Consider the following 20,601-nt stretch of genomic DNA (forward strand, 5'->3'; position numbering starts at 1 on the left):
TGTGGTGTCTCCTCACAGGTCCGGGGTGGCGCCGTCATCGAAGGCGACTCGTTCGAGTTCGAGCAGGATCTTCTCCTCGACCAGCCGCGCCAGGTCGGCGACCGTGCGCGTGGTGAGGACGTCGTGCGGGGTCAGCGGCACGCCGAAGGCGGCGCGGCAGCGGGACGTGACGAGCAGGCTGCGCATGGAGTCGCCGCCGAGGGCGAGGAAGTCGTCCTCGGCGCCCACGCGGGGCACGGCCAGCGCCTCCTGCCAGATCCCGGCCATCACCTGCTCGGTGTCGGTCCGGGGCGCCACGTACCGGGCCGCGGGGGCGGGCGCGGACGGCTCGGGCAGTGCGGCCCGGTCGACCTTCCCGTTGGTGCTCAACGGCAACGCGTCGAGCACGGTGAACACCGACGGCACCATGTAGTCGGGCAGGTGGCGGCCGGCGAACGCGGCGAGGTCGGCCGGGTCGGGCGCACGACCGGGATCGGCGGGCACCGGGTAGGCCACGAGCCGCTGGCCGCCGAGCGCGTCCGCGCGCACCACCACGACCACCCCGGCCACGTCGGGGTGGCGGCCGAGCACCGCCTCCACCTCGCCCAGTTCCACGCGGAAGCCCCGCAGCTTGACCTGGTCGTCGGCGCGGCCCGCGAACTCCAGGACCCCGCTCGGCAGCCACCGCACGACGTCGCCGGTGCGGTACATCCGCTCCCCCGGCGCGCCGAACGGGCAGGCCACGAACCGGGACGCGGTCAGGCCGGGCCGGTCGAGGTAGCCGCGGGCCAGTCCGGCGCCCGCCAGGTGCAGCTCGCCGGGAACACCGACCGGCACCGGGCGCAGCCGGTCGTCCAGCACGTAGGCGGACATGCCGTCCAGCGGCGTGCCGATGGGCACGGTGTCGGGCACGTGGTCGGTCATCCGGTGGGCCGACGCGAACGTCGTGGTCTCGGTCGGCCCGTACCCGTCGACGACGACCAGGCCGGGGCAGGCCGCCAGGACGCGGCGGACGGCCGCCGCCGGGACGACGTCACCGCCGGTCCACACCTCGGCCACGCCCGCCAGGCAGTCGGGCGAGTCCTGGACCAGCACGCGGAACAGGCCCGCGGTGAGCCACAGCGCGGTCACGCCGTGCCGGGTGACCAGGTCGCGGAGCACGTCGGCGTCGAGGTCCTCCGGCGGGGCGACGACGGCCGTGCCACCGCGCAGCAGCGGCACCCACATCTCGTAGGTGGAGGCGTCGAACGCCAGCGGCGAGTGCACGAGCACCGTGCGGTGGGCGGGACCGTCGAACCGGTGGTCCAGCGCCAGCGCCACCACGTCCCGGTGCCGCACGGCGACGCCCTTCGGCGTGCCGGTGGAGCCGGAGGTGAACTCGACGTAGGCGAGGCCGTCCGGGTGCGCGACCACCTGGGGCCGCTCCGCCGAGCCCTCGCCGTCCGGGACGACGACGTGGCAGCCGAAGGGCGTGCCGTCGCGGTCGGTGATCAGGGCCCGGCTGCCAGCCTGGTCCAGCACCAGCCGCTGCCGCTCGACGGGCGCGCGGCTGTCCAGCGGCAGGTACGCGGCTCCCGCCTTGAGCACGGCGAGCACCGCGACCACCACGTCGACCGATCGGCGCAGCAGCAGTCCGACGCGGTCCTCGGCGCGGACGTCGAGCGCGATCAGCCGGTGCGCCAACCGGTTCGCCCGAGCGTCCACTTCCGCGTAGGTGAGCGACGTGCCGTCCGCGACGACGGCCGTGGCGTCGGGCGTCCGGTCCGCCTGGGCGGCGAACAGCTCGGCGACCGTCACCTCCGGGACGGTGCCGCGGACGCGGTCGGGGAGGACGATCTGCCGGTCGGCGTCGTCGAGGACGTCGATCTCCCCGACCGCCCGGTCGGGGTCGGCGATCAGGCCGAGCAGGGCGCGGGCCAGGGTCGCGGCGACGCGCTCGACCGTGGCGGCGTCGATCAGCGCCGGGTCGTGGCTGAGCCGGAACTCCAGGTCCTCGCCTGGTCGGACGCCGACGCTGAGCGGGTAGTTGGTCGTCTCCACGGCGTCCAGGTCGCGCAGCGCGATCCCGTGCGCCGCGGCCTCGTCGACCGGGTAGTTCTCGAACACCAGGATGCTGTCGAACAGCTCGGTCCCGCTCCACGCCTGGAGGTCGGCGAGCGCCACGTGCTCGAACCGCCGGGCCTCGGCCTGGTCGGTCTGCAAGCGCCGCAGCCACACCGCGACCGGCTCGTCCTCCGGGACCTCGGTCCGGACGGGCAGGGTGTTGATGAACATGCCCGTGATGGCGTCCGCGCCGGGCAGGTCGGCCGGGCGGCCGGACACGGTGGAGCCGAAGCACACGTCGGTCTGCCCGCTGTAGCGCGACAGCAGCAGCGCCCACGCGCCCTGCACGACGGCGTTGAGCGTCAAGCCGTGGCGCTGGGCGAAGTCGCGCAGCCCGCCGCCGGGCAGGGTGAGGGTGGTCCACGCGGAGGACCGGGTGGCGTGGCCCTGCTCCGCCGGGCGGTCGAGCGGCAGCGGTGTCGGCGCGGTGACCCCGTCGAGCGCCTTCCGCCAGTGCTCCTCGGCCTCACGCGGGTCCTGTGTGGACAGCCAGCGCAGGTAGTCGCCGAACGGGCGGCGCTCCGCGGGTTCCGGGTCACGACCCGCGCTGAACGCCGCGTAGCAGGTGAAGACGTCGGTCAGCACCTGGAACGTGCTCCACCCGTCGAGCAGGACGTGGTGGAACGTCCACCCGACCCGCACGGCCGTGTCCGACTCGCGGGTCAGCACCAGCCGCGTCAGCGGCGCGGTGCCCAGGTCCAGTTCCCCACCCCCGTCGACCTCGGAGATCGGCAGGTCGACGTCGCGGCACACCACCTGGACCGGCCGGTCGACGCCCTCCCACACGACGCGGCTGCGCAGGATCGGTGTCCGCGCCACCACTTCCCGCCACGCGCGGGCCAGCACGGCGATGTCCGTGACGCCGTCTAGGACGAACGAGAGCCGCTCGGTGTAGAGGCCTTCGTGGCCGTGGGACAGGCTGTGGAAGACCATGCCCGCCTGCATCGGCGTCAACGGGTACACGTCCTCCACGTCCCGACCGTCACCGACGAGCCGGTCCACCGCGGCCTGGTCCAACCCCGCCAACGGGAAGTCCGACGGCGTCCGCCCACCCGCGCCCGGAAGCGCACAGTGCTCGACAACCTCCCGCAACGCCGTGGCCATCGCCTCGGCCAACCCGCGCACCGTCGACTCGTCGTGCACCTCGTCGCTGAAGTACCAGGTGAGCCGGAGGCACTTGTCCTCCACCGCGCCGACGACGTCGAGCAGGTGGGGCCGGGGCGTGTCGGGCGAGGCGTCGGCGGTCAACCCGCCGACCGCGCGGAACGTCGTCCCGCCCGCCGAGCCGTCGAACCGCCCGAGGTAGTTGAACGCCACGGCCGGGCTCGCGCCGCCGTACCGCGCGCCGTGGCCGATGCCGCGCCGGGGCACGGCCCGCAGCCGTTCCTTGGTCGACTTCAGCACGTCGCCCCAGTCGCCCGCCGGGACGTCCAGCGCCACCGGGAACACCGAGGTGAACCAGCCGACCGTGCGGGACAGGTCGACGCCGTCGAGGAAGTCGCCGTCGCGGCCGTGGCCCTCCAGGTCGACCAGCACCCGGTCGCGGCCCGTCCACCCGGCCAGCACCCGGCCGAGCGCGCTCAGCAGCACGTCGTTGACCTGCGTGCGGTACACGCCCGGCACGTCCTGGAGCAGGGCGCGGGTCAGGTCCGCGTCGAGTTCAGCGGTGACACCGCGCACGGAACCGGTCGTGGCGGTCCCGTGCCGGTCGACCGGCACGGTGGGGTCGCCGGTCACGCCCGTCCAGTGGTCGGCCTCGTCGTCGAACCCGCCGTCGGCGGTGTGCTCGGCCAGCCGGAGCGCCCACTCGCGGAACGCCGTGGTCTTCGCGCCGAGCACGACGTCCTCGCCGCGCACGGCCTGGAGGTACGCCGTTTCCAGGTCCTCCAGCAGGACCCGCCAGGAAACGCCGTCCACGACCAAGTGGTGCACGGCGATCAACAGCCCGCGCGACGTGAGCAGGGCCGCGCGCAGCAGCGGTCCGCGGGCGAGGTCGAACCCGCGGTGCACCTCGTCCGCACTGTCCACTTCGGACAGTACGTCGACCGGCGCGACGGGCGCGTTGTGCTGCCGCCACCCGGATTCCGTGCGCTCGAACCGCATCCGCAGCGCGTCGTGGTGCTCCACCAGCGCGGCCAACGCCGTCCGCAGCGCGGTCACGTCGACCTCGTCGGCGAACTCGACCCGGACGGACTGGTCGAAGTGCTCGGGCCGCGGCGGTTCGGTGTCGAGGAACCACCGCTGGATCGGCGTCAGCGGTGCCTCGCCGGTCACCGGCCCCTGCGGGACGGTCTGCTCGACGGCGGTGGCGGGCACGGCGGAGGCCAGCGCCGCCACCGTCGAGTGGGTGAACAGGTCGCGCGGCACCAGGCCGTACCCCGCCTGCCGGGCGCGCGACACGACCTGGATGCTGACGATGGAGTCGCCGCCGAGTTCGAAGAAGTCGTCCTCGACCCCGACCCGCTCGACCCCGAGCACCCGCTCCCAGATCTCCGCGAGCACCCGTTCGGCCTCCGTGCGGGGCGCGACGTACCGGCTGCCCGCCGCCTCCCACTCGGGAGCGGGCAGCGCCGCGCGATCGAGTTTCCCGTTGCCAGTCAGGGGAAGCCGGTCGAGGTGGACGACCGCCGAGGGCACCATGTGGTCGGGCAGCGTCCGGGACAGGAAGCCGCGCGGGTCCGCGAGCGGGCGCGCCGCGACCACGTAGGCGACGATGAGGTCGCGCCCGGCGTGCTCGCGGACGACGGCCACGGCGGCGGACACGTCCTCGTGCGCTTCGAGGGCGGCCTCCACCTCCCCCAACTCGATGCGGAAGCCGCGGATCTTGACCTGGTGGTCGGCGCGGCCGAGGTAGTCGAGCCTGCCGTCGTCCCACCGGGCCAGGTCGCCGGTGCGGTACATGCGCGTGCCGGAGTCGCCGAACGGGTCCGCGACGAAGCGGGACGCGGTCAGGCCGGGCCGGTTCAGGTAACCGCGCGCCAAACCCGCGCCCGCCACGAACATCTCGCCGACGACACCGGGCGGCACGGGCCGCAGGTCGTCGTCCAGGACGTACACGCGCAGGTCCGGGATGGGTTCGCCGACTGAGCCGTCCGCGGGCGTCCACGTGACGTGCACGGTGGTCTCGGTGATGCCGTACATGTTGACCAGCTCGCCGGGGCCGTCCCACGCGGCCAGCCTGCGCACGTCCAGCGCTTCGCCGCCGAAGACGACGTACCGCAGGCTCAGACCGGTCGGCCGCTCGGCGATGAGCTGGTAGAACGCCGACGGCGTCTGGTTGAGCACCGTGACGCGCTCCCGCGCCAGCAGCGCGCCGAAGTCGGCGGGCGACCGGGACACCTCGTGGGGCACGACCACGAGCCGTCCCCCGTGCAGCAGCGGACCCCACAGCTCCCACACCGAGAAGTCGAAGGCGTAGCTGTGGAACAGCGTCCACACGTCGTCCGGTCCGAAGCCGAACCAGTGGTCCGTCGCCGAGAACAGCCGGGCCACGTTGGCGTGCGGCACGACGACGCCCTTGGGCTTGCCGGTGGAGCCGGAGGTGTAGATGACGTAGGCGGGGTTCTCCGGCCGAAGCGCCACCTCCGGCGCGGTGGCGGGCCAGCCGGACAGGTCCGGCAACTCCGTCAGCAGGGCCACCGGACGGGTGTCCTCGACCATGCCGGAGATCCGGTCGGCCGGGTAGGACGGGTCGATCGGCAGGTACGCCGCGCCGGACTTGAGCACGCCCAGCACGGCCACGACCAGGTCGAGCGAGCGGGGCAGCTTCAAGGCGACGTACCGCTCCGGTTCGGCGCCCAGCTCCACCAGCGCGTGCGCGAGCCGGTTGGCGCGGGCGTCCAGCTCGGCGTAGGTCAGGCCCTCGCCCCCGCAGGTGACGGCTACGGCGTCGGGGGTGCGGGCGGCCTGCGCGGCGAACAGGGCGGGCAGGGTGTCCACCGGGAAGTCCCGCCCGGTCGGGTTCCACTCCACCAGCACCCGGTGGCGCTCGGCGTCGTCCAGCAGGCGCAGGTCGCCCACCGGTCGTGCCGGGTCGGCCAGCACGTCGTCCAGCAGCATCAGCAGGTGCCGTCCCAGCCGCCGCACCGTCGACTCGTCGAACAGCGCCGGGTCGTGGTCGAGGTCGACCACCAGCCGGGGACCGGGCGACACCACGACGGTGAGCGCGTAGTTCGTCGGCTCGTGCGCGTGCACGTCGTGCAGCCGCAGGCCGTGCGCGGCCATCGCCTCGTCGTCGAACGGGTAGTTCTCGAACACCAGGATGCTGTCGAACAGGTTCGCGCCACCGGGCAGCGCGCTCCACCCGCGCAACTGGGCCAGCGACACGTGCTCGAACCCCCGCGCCTCGGCCTGGTCGGCCTGCAACCCGCGCAGCCACGACACCTGGTCGCGCCCGCGGTCGACGGCGACCCGCGTGGGCACGGTGTTGATGAACAGGCCCACCATCGACTCGACGCCCGCCAGGTCGGCGGGCCTGCCGGACACGGTGGTGCCGAACACGACGTCGTCCGCGCCGCTGTACCGGGCCAGCAGCAGCGCCCACGCGCCCTGCACGACGGTGTTCACCGTCAGGCCGTGGTGCTGGGCGGCCTCGCGCAGCCGTCGGGTGCCCTCGGCGGTCAGCTCGAACCGCACCGTGCCACCGGACTCCGCCCGGTGCGCCTCGACCGGACGGCGGTCGTAGGGCAGCGGGGTGGTCTCGTCGAACCCGTCGAGCACCCGCCGCCAGTGCCGCTCGGCCTCCGACCGGTCCTGCCGGTCGAGCCAGTGCAGGTAGTCGCGGAAGTCGGGGCGGGCGGTGGGCCCGGCCGTGCCGCCGGTCAGCGCCGCGTGGTGCTCGCAGACCTCCGTGAAGAGCTGGGCCGCGCTCCACCCGTCGAGCAGGACGTGGTGGAACGTCCACAGGACCAGCACCTCGTCCCGCGCCAGCCGGGCGATGGCCACGCGCATCAGCGGCGCGCTCCCGAGGTCCAGACCGGCGGCGCGGTCGCGTTCCAGCAGGCCTCGCAGCTCCTCGTCGACGTCGAGGCCGCTCCAGTCGAGGTGGGTCACCGGCAGGGTGACGCCGCGGCGCACGAGGTGCAGCGGCTCGGGCAGCGCCTCCCACACCACCTCGCCGCGCAGCACGGCGTTGTGGTCCACGACCCGCTGCCAGGCCTCGCCGAGTGCGCGCGGGTCGGTCACGCCGGACAGCCGGAACCGGACCTGGTTGAAGTAGGCGCCGGACACCGCTCCGTCGACCAGGCCGTGGAAGACCATGCCCGCCTGCATCGGCGTCAACGGGTACACGTCCTCCACGTCCCGGCCATCACCGACCAGCCGGTCCACCGCCGCCTGGTCCAACCCCGCCAACGGGAAGTCCGACGGCGTCCGACCACCCGCGCCCGGAAGCGCGCAGTGCTCGACAACCTCCCGCAACGCCCCCGCCATCGCCTCGGCCAACCCGCGCACCGTCGACTCGTCGTGCACCTCGTCGCTGAAGTACCAGGTCAGGTCGAGGCAGTCGCGGTCGACGGCGGTGACGACATCGATCAGGTGCGGTCGGGGGGCCTCGGGCGCGCTGTCGAGGTCCAGGCCGCGCACGGTGCGCAGCACACCGCCCTCGACGGCGGACCAGTCCAGCCTGCCGAGGTGGTTGACGCTGATCGACGGGCCGGCCGCGCCGGGCTCGTGCAGCGCGCCGTAGCCGATCCCCTTGCGCGGCACGGCTCGGAGCTGGTCCTTGACGGACTTGAGCACCGTTCCCCAGTCCCCGTCGGGAACGTCCAGCGTGACCGGGAAGATCGACGTGAACCAGCCGACCGTGCGGGACAGGTCCACGCCGTTGAGCAGGTCCTCACGGCCGTGGCCCTCCAGGTCGACCGGCACCCGGCGGCGGCCGGTCCAGTCGGCCAGCACCCGGCCGAGCGCGCTCAGCAGCACGTCGTTGACCTGCGTGCGGTACACGCCCGGCACGTCCTGGAGCAGCGCCCGCGTGGTGTCCCGGTCGAGCCGGACGGTGACCGTGCGAGTCGACCCGGCGGTGTTGGGCCCGTCGTGGTCGACGGGCAGCGACGGGTCCGCGGTCACGGCCCAGTGGTCACGCTCGTCGTCGAACCCGCCGTCGGCGGTGTGCCGGGCCAGCCGGTGCGACCAGTCCCGGAACGAGGTGGTCTTGGCGGCCAGCTCGACCGGCTCGCCGCGCGCGGCCTGGTCGTAGGCCGTGACGAGGTCCTCCAGCAGGACGCGCCACGAGACGCCGTCCACGACGAGGTGGTGGACGGCCAGCCGCAGCACCCGGCCGTCCAGCACGGCTTCGAGCAGCGGACCGGCGGCCAGGTCGAACCCCGCCGAGCGACGCGTGGTCAGGAGTTCGCCCCGCTCGTCGGGCGCGTTGTGCTGCCGCCACCCGGACCCGGTGCGCTCGAACCGCATCCGCAGCGCGTCGTGGTGCTCCACCAGCGCCGCCAACGCCCGCCGGAGCGCGTCGACGTCGACGTCCTCCGCCAGGTCGGCGGTCAGCACCTGGTCGAAGTGCTCGGGGTGGTCGGGGTTCGTGGCGAACAGCCACCGCTGCACCGGGGTGAGGGGGACGTCGCCCGACACCGCGCCCTGGTCGGTCTCGGAGCGGCCGGCCGTGGTGGTGACGGCCGCGAGGGCTGCCACGGTGGGGTGCCGGAACAGGTCGCCGGGGGTGAGGGCGAGTCCGGCCCGGCGAGCGCGGGACACCACCTGGATGCTCAGGATGGAGTCGCCGCCCAGCTCGAAGAAGTTGTCGCGGGCACCGACGCGGTCAACGCCCAGCAGGTCGGCCCAGATGCCGGCCAGCACGGTCTCCGGCCCGTTGGCGGGCGCGACGTGGGTGGTGCCCGCCGCCCACTCCGGTTCGGGCAGCGCGCGCCGGTCGACCTTGCCGCTCGCGTTGAGCGGCAACGAGTCCACGACGACGAACGCGGAGGGCACGAGGTAGTCGGGCAACCCGAGGGCGAGGAAGTCCTTCAGCCCGGCCAAGTCCGGCGGTGCGCCCTCGGCGGTCAGGTACGCGACGAGGCGCTTGCGCCCGGTGTCGTCGGCGCGCACGACCGTCACCGACTGGGCGACGGCGGGGTGCCTCGACAACGCCGTGTCGACCTCGCCGGGCTCGACCCGGAACCCCCGGATCTTGACCTGGTCGTCGGTGCGGCCGACGAACTCCACGGTCCCGTCGGCCCGCCAGCGCACCAGGTCGCCGGTGCGGTACATCCGCTCCCCCGGCGCCCCGAACGGGTCGGCGACGAACCGGGAGGCGGTCAGGCCAGGACGACCCGCGTAGCCGCGCGCCAACCCGGCGCCCGCGATGAACAGCTCGCCGGGCACACCGACCGGGGCGGGCGACAGCGACTCGTCCAGCACGAGGACGCGCATGCCGTCCAGCGGGCGGCCGATGGGCACGACGTCCGGGACCGCGTCGGGGTCGGTCATCCGGTGCGCGGTGGCGAAGGTGGTGGTCTCGGTGGGGCCGTAGCCGTCGACCACGGCGATTCCGGGGCACGCCCGCAGCACCCGCCGGACCGCGGGCGCGGGCACGACGTCCCCGCCGGTCCACACCTCGCGCAGCCCGGCCAGGCAGCCGGGGTCGTCCTGCGCGACGGCGCGGAACAGCCCGGCGGTCAGCCACAGGCCCGTCACGTCGTGCCGGGTGACGAGGTCGCGGAGCACGTCGGCGTCGAGGTCCCCCACCGGGGCGACCACGACGGAGCCGCCGCTGAGCAGCGGCACCCACAGCTCGTAGGTGGTGGCGTCGAACGCGGGCGCGGAGTGCAGCAGGACCCGGTCGTGCGCCCCGCCGGAGAACCGGTCGTCGCGGGCGAGGTCGGTCACGTCGCGGTGCCGCACCGCCACGCCCTTGGGCACGCCGGTGGACCCCGAGGTGTGCATGACGTACGCCAGGTCGTCCGGGCGCACCGTCACGTCGGGCGCCTCGGCGGGCTCCGCGGCCAGGTCCGCGGTATCCAGCACGACCACGCGGCCGTCGTGGACCTCCCGCGCGGTGTCACACCACGTCCCGTCGGTGACGACCACCCCGGCGCCGTTCTCGGCCAGCAGCACGGCCAACCGCTCGGCGGGCGCCCTCGTGTCGAGCGGGACGTAGGCCCCGCCCGCCTTGACCACGGCCAACTCGGCGACGACGAGGTCGGCCGACCGGCCGACGAGCAGCGCCACCGGGTCCCCGACGCGCACCCCGTGGCGCAGGAGGTGGTGGGCGAGGCGGTTGGCGCGCGCGTCCAGCTCGGCGTAGGTCAGTGTCGTGACGTCGGTGACGACGGCCGGGGCATCGGGCGCGCGGCGGACCCGGTCGGCGAACAGGGCGGTGATCGTGGTCGGCGGCCGGTCGTGGCGGGTGCCGTTCCACGCCTCCAGGACCTGGTGGCGTTCGGCCGGTCCGAGCAGCGACAGGTCGCCGAGCGCCCGACCGGGGTCGGCGGCGACCGCCTCCAGCAGCACCCGCAGGTGTCCGGCCATCCGCTCGACGGTGGCCGCGTCCCACAGGTCGGTGTTGTACTCCACGGAGAGGTCCAGCGAGTCGTCGCCGGGCCAGAACTCCACCAGCAGCTCGAACCGGGCTCGCGGCCGGGGCAGGTGGTGCTCGACCACGCGCAGCGCGTCGACGGTGGTGGGCCGCACCATCCGCTGCTGGAGCAGGACGAGCGCCTGGACCAGCGGCGTGCGGCTGGGGTCGCGGTCCGGTCGCAGCTCGTCGACCAGCCGGTCGAAGGGCACCTCGTCGTGGGCGAACGTGTCGAGCACGGTTTCCCGGACGTCGGCCAGGAACTCGTCGAACGGCAGAGCGGGGTCCACTGTGGACCGGAGGACGAGCGTGTTGACGAAGAACCCGACCACGTCGTCCAGTTCGGGCCTGCCGCGGCCCGCCGAAGCGGTGCCGACGGCCACGTCGCGCCGCCCGGTGTAGCGGGCCAGCAGCACCTGCACGGCGGCGGCCAGCGTGGTGAAGAGGGTGGCCCCGCTGTCCCGGCCCACCTCGGTCAGCCGGGCCACCAGCGGGGCGGGCAGCGACTCGCGGTGCACGGCGCCCGCCGTGGTGCGCCGGGCGGGGCGGGGCCGGTCGGTCGGCAGGTCGAGCGGTTCGAGGTCGGCGAGCCTGCTCCGCCAGTGGTCCAGTTCCCCGGCCACGGCCGGGTCGTCGAGGCGGTGGCGCTGCCACACCGCGAAGTCCGCGTACCGCACGGGCAGGGGCCGGAGGTCGGCCGGGGTTCTTCGCACGGCCGACCGGTAGAGCTCCAGCAGGTCGTCGACCTGCACCCGGAGGGACCAGCCGTCGGTGGCGATGTGGTGCTGGTCGAGCAGCAGCACGTGCTCGTCGTCGGCCAACCTGGCGAGCACGGCACGGGCGAGCGGGCCGACCCGGAGGTCGAACGGCGTGGTCAACTCCTCCGCGCACAGCCGGTCGAGGGCGTCGTCCCGCTCGTCGGGCGCCACACCGGACAGGTCGGCCACGCGCAGCGGCACCGTCCCGTGTGGAGCGACGACCTGGACGCCGACGCCGTCGACCTCGTCGAAGGTGGTGCGCATGGCCTCGTGCCGCGCGGCCAGACCGTCCAGCGCGGTCCGCAGGGCGTCGACGTCAAGCGGTCCGGACAGCCGCAGTCCGACGCCGGTGTTGTAGTCGGTGGCGGTCGGGTCGACTCGGTGCAGGAACCACAACCGCTGCTGCGCGGGGGAAAGCGGGACCACGCCGTCGAGCGCGGCCGGAGCGATCCGGTCCTCCGCGTCGACGGGTCGCCGAGCGGCGACCACGGCGGCGAGGCCCGCGACGGTCCGCGCGTCGAACAGGTCCCGAGAGGACAGCGGCACGTCCAGCGCCGACCGCAGCCGGGAGACCACCCGCATGGCCTGGATGGAGTCGCCGCCGAGGGACACGAAGTCGTCCTCGGCGGCGACCCCGTCGGGGGCCAGCCCGAGCACCTCGGCCCAGGCGCTCGCGACCGCGCTCTCGGCTGGGGTCCGGGGCGCGACGTGCCCGCCGCGACGGTCCGCGTGCCACTCGGGCTCGGGCAGTGCCTTGCGGTCGACCTTCCCGTTGGAGTTCAGCGGGAGGCGGTCCAGTGCCACGAACGCCGACGGCACCATGTAGTCGGGCAGCGAGCGCAGCACCACCTCGCGCAGGTCGTCGTCGGAGGGCGGCGGTCCGCCGTTCGCGACGACGTAGCCGACCAGTCGCTTGGTGCCGGTCCGGTCGACCCTGGTCAGGACGGCGGCCTGCGCGACACCGGGGTGGCGGGCCAGCACGGCTTCGACCTCGGCGGTCTCGATCCGGAAACCGCGGACCTTGACCTGGTCGTCCGCGCGGCCGACGAAGTCGACGGCGCCCTCGGGCGTCCACCGGACCAGGTCGCCGGTCCGGTACATCCGCTCCCCCGGCCCGCCGAACGGGTCGGCCGGGAAGCGGTCGGCGGTCAGGCCGGGGCGGTCGAGGTACCCGCGGGCGAGGCCCGCGCCCGCGATGAACAGCTCACCGGTCACGCCCTCCGGCACGGGGCGCAGGTCCTCGTCCAGCACGTGCAGGCGCATGCCGTCCAGCGCGGTGCCGATCGGCAGCACCTCGGGGACGGCGTCGACGTCGGTCAGCGGGTGCGAGGTCGCGAACGTAGTGGTCTCGGTCGGACCGTAGACGTCCACCACGACGGTTCCGGGGCAGGCCCGCAGCACCCGCCGCACGGCCGCCGCGGGCACGACGTCACCACCGGTCCACACCTCGCGCAGCCCGGTGAAGCAGGCCGGGTCCTCCTGCGCCAGCAACCGGAACAGGCCCGTGGTCAGGAACACCCCCGTCACGCCGTCCCGGTCGACCGCCTCCCGCAGCACCCGCCCGTCCACGTCACCGGGAGGCGCCACCACGACCGCGCCGCCGTTGAGCAGCGGCACCCACACCTCGTAGGTCGACGCGTCGAACGCCACCGGCGAGTGCACCAGCACGCGGTCGTGCGCGCCGTTGGCGAACCGCGCGTCACGGGCGAGGTCGACCACGTCGCGGTGCCGCGCCGCCACCCCCTTGGGCACCCCGGTCGACCCCGAGGTGAAGACGACGTACGCGAGGTTGTCCGGGAGCACGACCGGTACGTCGACGGGGTCCTCCGCCTCGTCCTCGTCCAGCAGGACCAGGTGTCCACCGTGGACGCGCTCGGCGGCCGTCCGCCACGTGCCGTCGGTCAGCAGCACCGACACCCCGGCCTCCGCCAGGATCGTCGCCATCCGCTCGTCCGGCGCGCGGGAGTCCAGCGGCACGTACGCGCCACCGGCCTTCAGCACGGCCAGCAGGGCGACCACGAGGTTCGCCGACCGCTCGGCCAGCACGCCGACGGGCCGTTCCGGCCGCACCCCGAGGCGCAGCAGGCGCCGGGCGAGCCGGTCGGAGCGCGCGTCGAGCTCGCCGTAGGAGCACCGCGCGCCGTCCGCGACCACGGCGGTGGCGGAGGGGTCTCGCAGGACCTGTTCGGCGAACAGGTCGAGGACGGTGGCGCCCGTGGGCGCGAGGTCGTGGGGTTCGGGGGACAACTGACCGCCTGCCACCGGTGCGGCGGGAGCGGTGCGGGGGATCGTCATGCCGTCCAACCTTTTTCGGGCGCGCAGCAGCGCCACGGGACCAGGGGGGTGTGCGTTCGGAGCCGTGCCGGGCCGTCAGGCCACTTCGCGTCCGTTCCGCTGCCTGCCCGCGACCCGCCCGCCGATCTGGATGCGGTCGATCCGACCGCTGCGGGGGTCGCGCAGGAAGCGACCGGGGTTGCCGGTCGCGCCGTTGGCCAGGTCGGTCACGGAGAACACGAACCCGTCGTGGACCGCGAGGCGCGCGGCCGGTTCGTCGTCCACGACCAGGTGGAGTTCGTCGTCGCGGACGACCACCGAGTAGGCGATGTCGCCGTTGACGTAGGTGCCGGTGCACTCGCGCGGGATCGCCGTGCGCGGTTCGGCGTCGATCGTCGCGGAGGGCTCGTCGATGTCGACGCCCGCCGACCGCAGTTCGGGGAGGAGTTCGCGCCACAGGGCCGAGCCGGTGGCGGAGTTCGCGGTGAGGGCCACCACGGTGCCCGACTCGGGGTCGAGGCGCAGGTGGCAGGACGTCCCATCGGCCGTTCCGTCGTGCCCGAGCCAGCGGGTGCCACCACCGCGGAACAGCGCGAAGCCGAGGCCCCAGCCGTCGGCGAGGCCGAACGGTTCGGCGCCGGGGACCGGGCGGCGCATCTCGGCCAGGTGGTCGGGGGTGACGAGGCCGTGGTCGCTGCCGCCGTGCCGGGGGCGCAGGTGCATCTTCGCGAGTTCGACCAGGTCGGCGGCGCTCGCGGCGAGGCCGCCCGCGGGCGCCTCCACCGACATCAGCTCCTGCTCGACCGGGCGGACCAGGCGCAGGGCCCGGTTGACGGTGTGGCCGCTCGCCGTCGAGGGCGCCGCGGGGAGCACGGGGTCGGCGCCCGCGATGAAGCCGAGGTTGATGCCGAGCGGCTTGAGCAGGATGGTCTGGACCGCTTCCGACCAGGTCATCCCGGTCGCCACCTCGATCAGGCGGCCGATGAGGGCGTACCCGGCGTTGGAGTAGGAGAAGCCCGCGCCGGGTGCCTGCACGACGTCGAGCAGGGAGGCCGCCAGCGGTGAGCGGCCGTCGGGGGACGCCGTCACCTCCGAGTGCAGTCCCCCCGTGTGGCTGAGCAGGTGGCGGGCCGTCAGCAGGTCGGCGATCCCGCCGCGGGCCTGCCGCACCTCCGGGAGGTACTCCGCGACCGGCTCGTCCAGTTCGACGTCGCCGTCGGACACCAGCACCATCAGCAGGGTCGCGGTGAAGGCCTTCGTGATGGAGCCGATGGGCACCTTGCTGTCCCGCGCCACCGCGCGTCCCGTGCCGTGCCGTTCCTCGCCGAACTCGAACTCCGAGGCGTCACCGCCGTGCCACACGACGAGTTGCGCACCCGGTACGTCGTTCTCGCGGGCCGATCTCTCCAGAGCCCTGTGCAAGCCTTCCACGATTCCCCTCCCTCACGGTGGTCTCCGCGCGTTTCCGCCGATCCGTCCACGGCGAAAACGCGCGTGCCACTGGTCCACGCACTTCTGACACCGACCTACTCGGAAGTAAATTATTCCTTCGGACAAGTTCGCCCACGATCGGTGGGCGAAGGTCCGACGTCGTCATGTACCCACTTCGACGAGCCTCCATGCCGATGAGTTCCTATTTGCTGGATTCCATCCGGCAAAGAAAAGATCAGCCGCCCTCTACTCAATCTCCAACGAGCCCGAGCGATCGAGGTTACGGGCCGCGAGAAGAGAACTTCGCCATTAGTCCACATTTAGTGGAATCGCACGGAAGGTAAGCGCGAGACAGTCGTTTTCACTCGAACGCCATGTTTGACCAAGCCGCGGCGCGGACCACCGGCACAGACGCCCGCGACGCGATGACACCAGGTCATCGCGTCGCGGAGGATCTCGGCACTCGAGGCCGGGGCGTCAGACCCGCGGGTCCAGGGCCATCCGTTCCCGCAGGCTGCGCGGCCGCATGTCGATCCACACCTCGTCCACGTGGTCCATGCACTCCTGCTTGGACCCCTCCTTTCCCGCACTGCGCCAACCATCGGGCAGTTCTTTCCCCAGCGGCCACAACGAGTGCTGCTCCTCATCGTTGACCAGGACCTGGTAGGTGGTGTTGTCGTCCACGACGCACTCCTTCTCCATCGACGATCACGGATGACACCGGACACGCCGGGGCCCGGCGAGTGAACACGGAGAAACCCCACGGGCGATCCGGTGGTGAACACAGACCAGAATACGGTGCCGCGCCCAATCCGCCACAGCTACCGCCGAAAGGACGAGCCTGCGCCCGAGTCCCAATAATTCGGCATCAAGGAATTAAATGTTTAGCCGCCCGGCAGGACGGGAACGCACCTCGACCGAGCATCACTCACATGTATTTAACGCCGACTATTTCACACAGGAACAACACGTTGTCCCGCCGAAGGAGACCATTCGGCACAGTCATTCGGCCAGGCGGTCGAACCGCGTTCAGCCGGTCTTCTCCAGGTCGACGTGGGCGAGGCAGATGTGCGCGAGCTCGTCCAGCGGGACGGTGAGTGCGCGGGCCAGCGCGGCGATCGTGGAGAACGCCGGGGTCGCCAGTCGACCGGTCTCGATCTTGCGGAGCGTCTCGGGTGAGATCGACGCCTCGCGCGCCACCTCGGCGAGGGTGCGCTCGCCCCGCGCCTGGCGCAGGTACGCGCCCAGGCGCTTGCCCGCCGCGAGCTGTTCCGGGGTCAACGGGAGGCGCACCACGCCGACAGCCTACCCGCTCCCGGTATGAAAATACCGACGCGTCCGCTAGGGTGGTATTTTAATACCGAACAGCGACCTACCAGGAGGACAAGACCGGTGCTGGAACTGAAGACGCCGCAGGAGATCGCGGCGATGGGTGTCACCGGCGCGTTCATCGCCGACCTGCTCGACGACCTCGCGCAGCGGGCCCAGCCGGGGGTGAACCTGCTCGACCTCGAACACCGCGCCCGCGACCTGATCGCGCAGCGGGGCGCCGTGTCCTGCTACTGGGACTACGCGCCGTCCTTCGGCAGGGGCCCGTTCCGCAACGTCATCTGCCTGGCGGTGAACGACGCGGTGCTGCACGGCCTGCCGCACGACTACGCGCTGCTCGACGGCGACCTGCTCACCCTGGACATCGCGGTGACCATCGACGGGTGGGCCGCGGACTCGGCGCGGAGCCTGGTCGTCGGCACCCCGCGCGCCGAGGACCTGCGCCTCATCGAGGCCACCGAACGCGCGCTCGCCGCGGGCATCGCCGCCGCGCTGCCGGGCAACCGCCTCGGCGACATCTCGGCGGCGATCGGCGGGGTGGCCGCCGACTACGGCTACCCGGTCAACACCGAGTTCGGCGGCCACGGCATCGGCCGCACCATGCACGAGGACCCGCACGTGTCGAACACCGGCCGCGCGGGCCGCGGGCTCAAGCTCCAGCCCGGCCTGACCCTCGCGGTCGAACCCTGGTTCGCCCGCACCACCGACAAGATCGTCTACGACCCCGACGGCTGGACCATCCGCTCCGCCGACGGGTCCCGCACCGCGCACAGCGAGCACACGATCGCCGTCACCGACGGCGCCCCGCTCGTGCTCACGGCGTCGAAGCACGCCGCGGCGTCCCCGCGCTAGCCGCGGGCGCCCTCACAGCAGGACGCCCGCGACGAACCCGACGAGAAAGGCGCAGCAGCACAGCCTGACGACGAACCTCGACGTGAGGACCAACCTCATCTCCCCTCACCTCCCCTCGACGGCCGCCTGCCGCCATTGGGGTGTCGGCCGTCCTGATCAGCGTCGGCGGCCGACGGGTCGGAGCACCATCGGAATCGAAGAACCGAACGATTCCGAGCGGGGGCGGGTGTGGCCGAGCAGGATCCCGACGATCACGTCCGGCGGCAGTTGCGCACGTTGCAGCGGGTGGTGGGCGGTCCCACCGACGCGGTGCTGGCCCGGCGCAGCGGGGTGGCCGCCGCGACGTTCTCCGAGGTGATGTCGGGGAAGCGGCGGCCGCGGGAGGAGTTCGTGGCCAAGGTCGTCTCCGGCTGCCTGGTGGTCGCCCGCGCCTCCGGTCACGCGCCCCTCGACGAGCGGCGCGTGCTGCGGGCGCTCCGGCTGCCGGGGCACACCGCGTCGGACAGCGGGATCCTGGAACGCGACGACGACCTCAGCCGCTGCTCGGCGGTCCTGGAGTCGGTGCGGACGCGGGCAGGCGCCACGATCGTCGTCGAGGGTCCCGCGGGGATCGGCAAGTCGGAGGTCGTCGCCCGCGTGTGCGCGGAGGCCGCGGTGCGGGGCATCGTGCCGCTGGCCGTGCGCGGCAACCAGCGGGACCGGACGCTGGCGTTCGGCGCCGCCCGCACCCTGCTGGCCCGCTGGGTCGCCGGTCGCGGCGCCCGTGAACGGGAGGCCCTCTTCGCGGGGGCCGCGGCCTTCGCGCGCGTCCCGCTCGGCCTGCCGCACCCGCGCGGCACCGGCGCGACCAGCGTGATCGGGTTGACCGAGGCGCTGTACTGGCTCGTGGTCAACGCGACCTCGCTGCTGGGGGCGGGCCACCGCGAGGACGGCCTGCTGCTCGCGGTCGACGACGCGCACTGGGTGGACGACGAGTCCCTGCACTGGCTGGAGTTCCTCGGCGACCGGCTGTCCGGGCTGCCCGTCGTGCTGCTGCTCGCCAACCGCCCGCACGAGGGGACGCCCGCGCCCGCGCGGATCGCGCTGCACGCCGCGGAGGTCGTGCGGCCGCTGCCGCTCGGGCCGGACGCGGTGCGGACGATCGTCGGCCACACCCTGCTCCCCCGCCGCACGACCCGCGAACCCGACGCGCGGTTCTGCGCCGAACTCCTCCGGCACAGCGGCGGCAACCCGTTCTACCTCCGTTGGATGCTCGACGTCGCACGGGAACGCGGCCTGGCACCGACGGCCGTCAACGCCGACGCGGTCGGCACGCTGACCCCTCGCCACGTCGTCCTGCACGTCGCCGAACGCCTGCACGACCTGGGCCCGGCGGCCCGGCGGCTGGCCCACGCCATCGCGGTGCTGGGTCCAGGCCGCGCGCTGCGGCACGCCGCGCGGTTGGCCCACCTGACACCCGACGAGGCCAAGCTCCAGTACGACCGGCTGTGCGCAGCGGCGATCCTGCACCCCGGACCCGCCGTGGACTTCCGCCACCCGATCATCCGCGCCGCCGTCTACGACGCCATCGACCCGTCCCGGCGCGGCGACGCCCACCTCGCGGCGGCCGAACTGCTGCACGGCGAGGACGCCGACGCCTACGCCGTGGCCGCGCACCTGCTCGCCGTCCACCCCGCGGCCAACCCGTGGGTGGTCGAGCGGATGACCGCGGTGGCGGCCTCCGCCGCCGAGTCCGGCCTGTCGGCCACCGCGGCCCGCTACCTCAAGAGGGCGATCGACGAGCCGCCACCGGCGTCGTCGGTGTGCCGGGTGCGGTTGCGCTACGGCCAGGCGCTGGCGCTGGGCGAGGTGGCGGTGGCGCTGCCGGAGCTGCGCGCGGCCTACGACCAGGCCCCGGACGACGTGCTGCTCACCGAGGCGGCCATCGCGCTGGCCAAGACCCACGGCTACGCCGACCAGCTCGGTGACGCGGTCCGGCTGCTGGACGCCGCGCTCGACCGCTGCCGGGACGAGCCGCTGCGGGAGCGGCTGCTAGCCGAACAGGTGCTGTGGGCCACCTGGTGGGCCGACGACCCGCTCCGGTCGGACCGGACGGGCCTGCTGGACCGGATCGCGCCCGCGCTGCCGGGCACGACCCATCCGCAGAGGCTGCTGATCACCGCCCACGCCTGGAGCCTCGTGCAGCGCGGCGAGCCGCTGGCCGGGGCGGTGGCGGCGGTGGAACGGGTGGTCCGGCGCGGTGTCGTGTTCGCCGACGCCGACCAGGGCATGGAGGTGGCGACCATGACCGCGTTCGTCCACCTGTACTCCGAGCACCAGGACATCGCGCACGACCTGTTCGACCAGGGCGTCGACGAGTTCGACCGGCACGGCTGGCACGGCACCCACCTCGCCTTCGCGCACACCAACCGGGGCCAGGCGGCGCTGCTCACCGGACGGCTGGCGGACGCGGTCGCCGACGCCGACATCGCCCTGCGGATCGCGGACCGGAGCGGCACGGGCACACCGGCCCAGTGGTTCGCGACCGGCACCCTCGTCCAGGCGCTGCTGGCCCGCGGCGACGTCGACCGGGCCGCCGCCGTGTGCGCCGCCCGGAACTACCGGGGACCGCTGCCGGACGCGCTGATCCTGCCCGTTCCCCGTGCGGTGCTCGGCGCGCTGCTCCTGGCGCGCGGCGACCACGACCAGGCCGTCGGGGCGCTCCGCGAAGCCTGCCGGTGGCTGGACGCCGCTCCCCTGCGCAACCCCGCCGTGTGCCCGGCGCACCTCGACCTGGCGCTGGCGCTGCGGTTCTCCGCCCCGCACGAGGCGCACGAGATCGCCGTCGCCGCGCACCGGCGGGCCGAGCGGTTCGGCAACACCTCGACGAGCGGGCAGGCGCTCCGGGTGCTCGCCGCCCTCCGGCCGGACACCGAACTCGACCTCCTGGAGGAGTCCGCCCGCCTGCTGGAGAACTCGCCGAACCGGTGGCAGCGCCTGCTCACCCTCACCGACCTCGGCTCGGCCTTCCTCCGCTCCGACCGGGCCGCCGATGCCCGTCGAACACTTGGCGAGGCGCTCGTCGCGGCGGACGAGTGCGGTGCGGTCGCCCTGCGGGACGTCGTGGCGCGGGGGCTCGGCCGAACCGGGGTCACCCCCGACGGGCCGAAGCCGGTGAACCTGGTGTCACCGCGCCTGCGGCGGGTCGCCCACCTCGCGGCGGAAGGCCGGTCGGAGGCGGACATCGCGCACCGGACGGCACTCGGCCTGGACACCACGACCGCGCTCGTGCACGAGGCCCACGAGCGGTTCGGCGCCACCTCCCGCGCCGAACTCCGGCGCGCCCTGCACGCGTGATATAACCTGTCA

General features: G+C 73.8%; 6 protein-coding genes. 2 read left to right on the top strand and 4 right to left on the bottom strand.

Annotated elements, in window-relative coordinates:
* Positions 1-12: 12 nt before the first annotated feature.
* From NZH93_RS01945 to NZH93_RS01960, 4 genes are all read right to left on the bottom strand, one after another.
* The gene (locus NZH93_RS01945; RefSeq protein ID WP_259621111.1) at positions 13-13,662 is read right to left on the bottom strand and encodes a non-ribosomal peptide synthetase; all 13,650 of its coding nucleotides are present in this window, start codon (positions 13,660-13,662) and stop codon (positions 13-15) included.
* Between the two features lie 75 nt (positions 13,663-13,737).
* Entirely contained in the window at positions 13,738-15,072 is a 1,335-nt protein-coding gene (locus NZH93_RS01950) for a serine hydrolase domain-containing protein (RefSeq protein WP_259621112.1), read from the bottom strand.
* A 477-nt stretch (positions 15,073-15,549) separates the two neighbouring features.
* Positions 15,550-15,756 carry an MbtH family protein gene (locus NZH93_RS01955; RefSeq protein ID WP_308214155.1) on the bottom strand — a complete coding sequence of 69 codons (207 nt, stop codon included), beginning with the start codon at positions 15,754-15,756 and terminating at the stop codon, positions 15,550-15,552.
* A gap of 345 nt (positions 15,757-16,101) precedes the next feature.
* On the bottom strand, positions 16,102-16,368 hold the full coding sequence (locus tag NZH93_RS01960) for a helix-turn-helix domain-containing protein (RefSeq protein ID WP_259621114.1): 267 nt from the start codon (positions 16,366-16,368) through the stop codon (positions 16,102-16,104).
* A gap of 96 nt (positions 16,369-16,464) precedes the next feature.
* On the opposite strand from NZH93_RS01960, the gene map reads away from it, so the two are divergent.
* Both map and NZH93_RS01970 read left to right on the top strand, forming a co-directional pair.
* On the top strand, positions 16,465-17,253 hold the full coding sequence (map, locus tag NZH93_RS01965) for a type I methionyl aminopeptidase (protein WP_259621115.1): 789 nt from the start codon (positions 16,465-16,467) through the stop codon (positions 17,251-17,253).
* Between the two features lie 228 nt (positions 17,254-17,481).
* Positions 17,482-20,589, top strand: a complete 3,108-nt coding sequence (locus tag NZH93_RS01970; RefSeq protein WP_259621116.1) for an ATP-binding protein — start codon at positions 17,482-17,484, stop codon at positions 20,587-20,589.
* Positions 20,590-20,601: the final 12 nt, after the last annotated feature.

Origin of the sequence: Umezawaea endophytica (assembly GCF_025061645.1) — a bacterium.
Taxonomy (GTDB): Bacteria; Actinomycetota; Actinomycetes; order Mycobacteriales; family Pseudonocardiaceae; genus Umezawaea; species Umezawaea endophytica.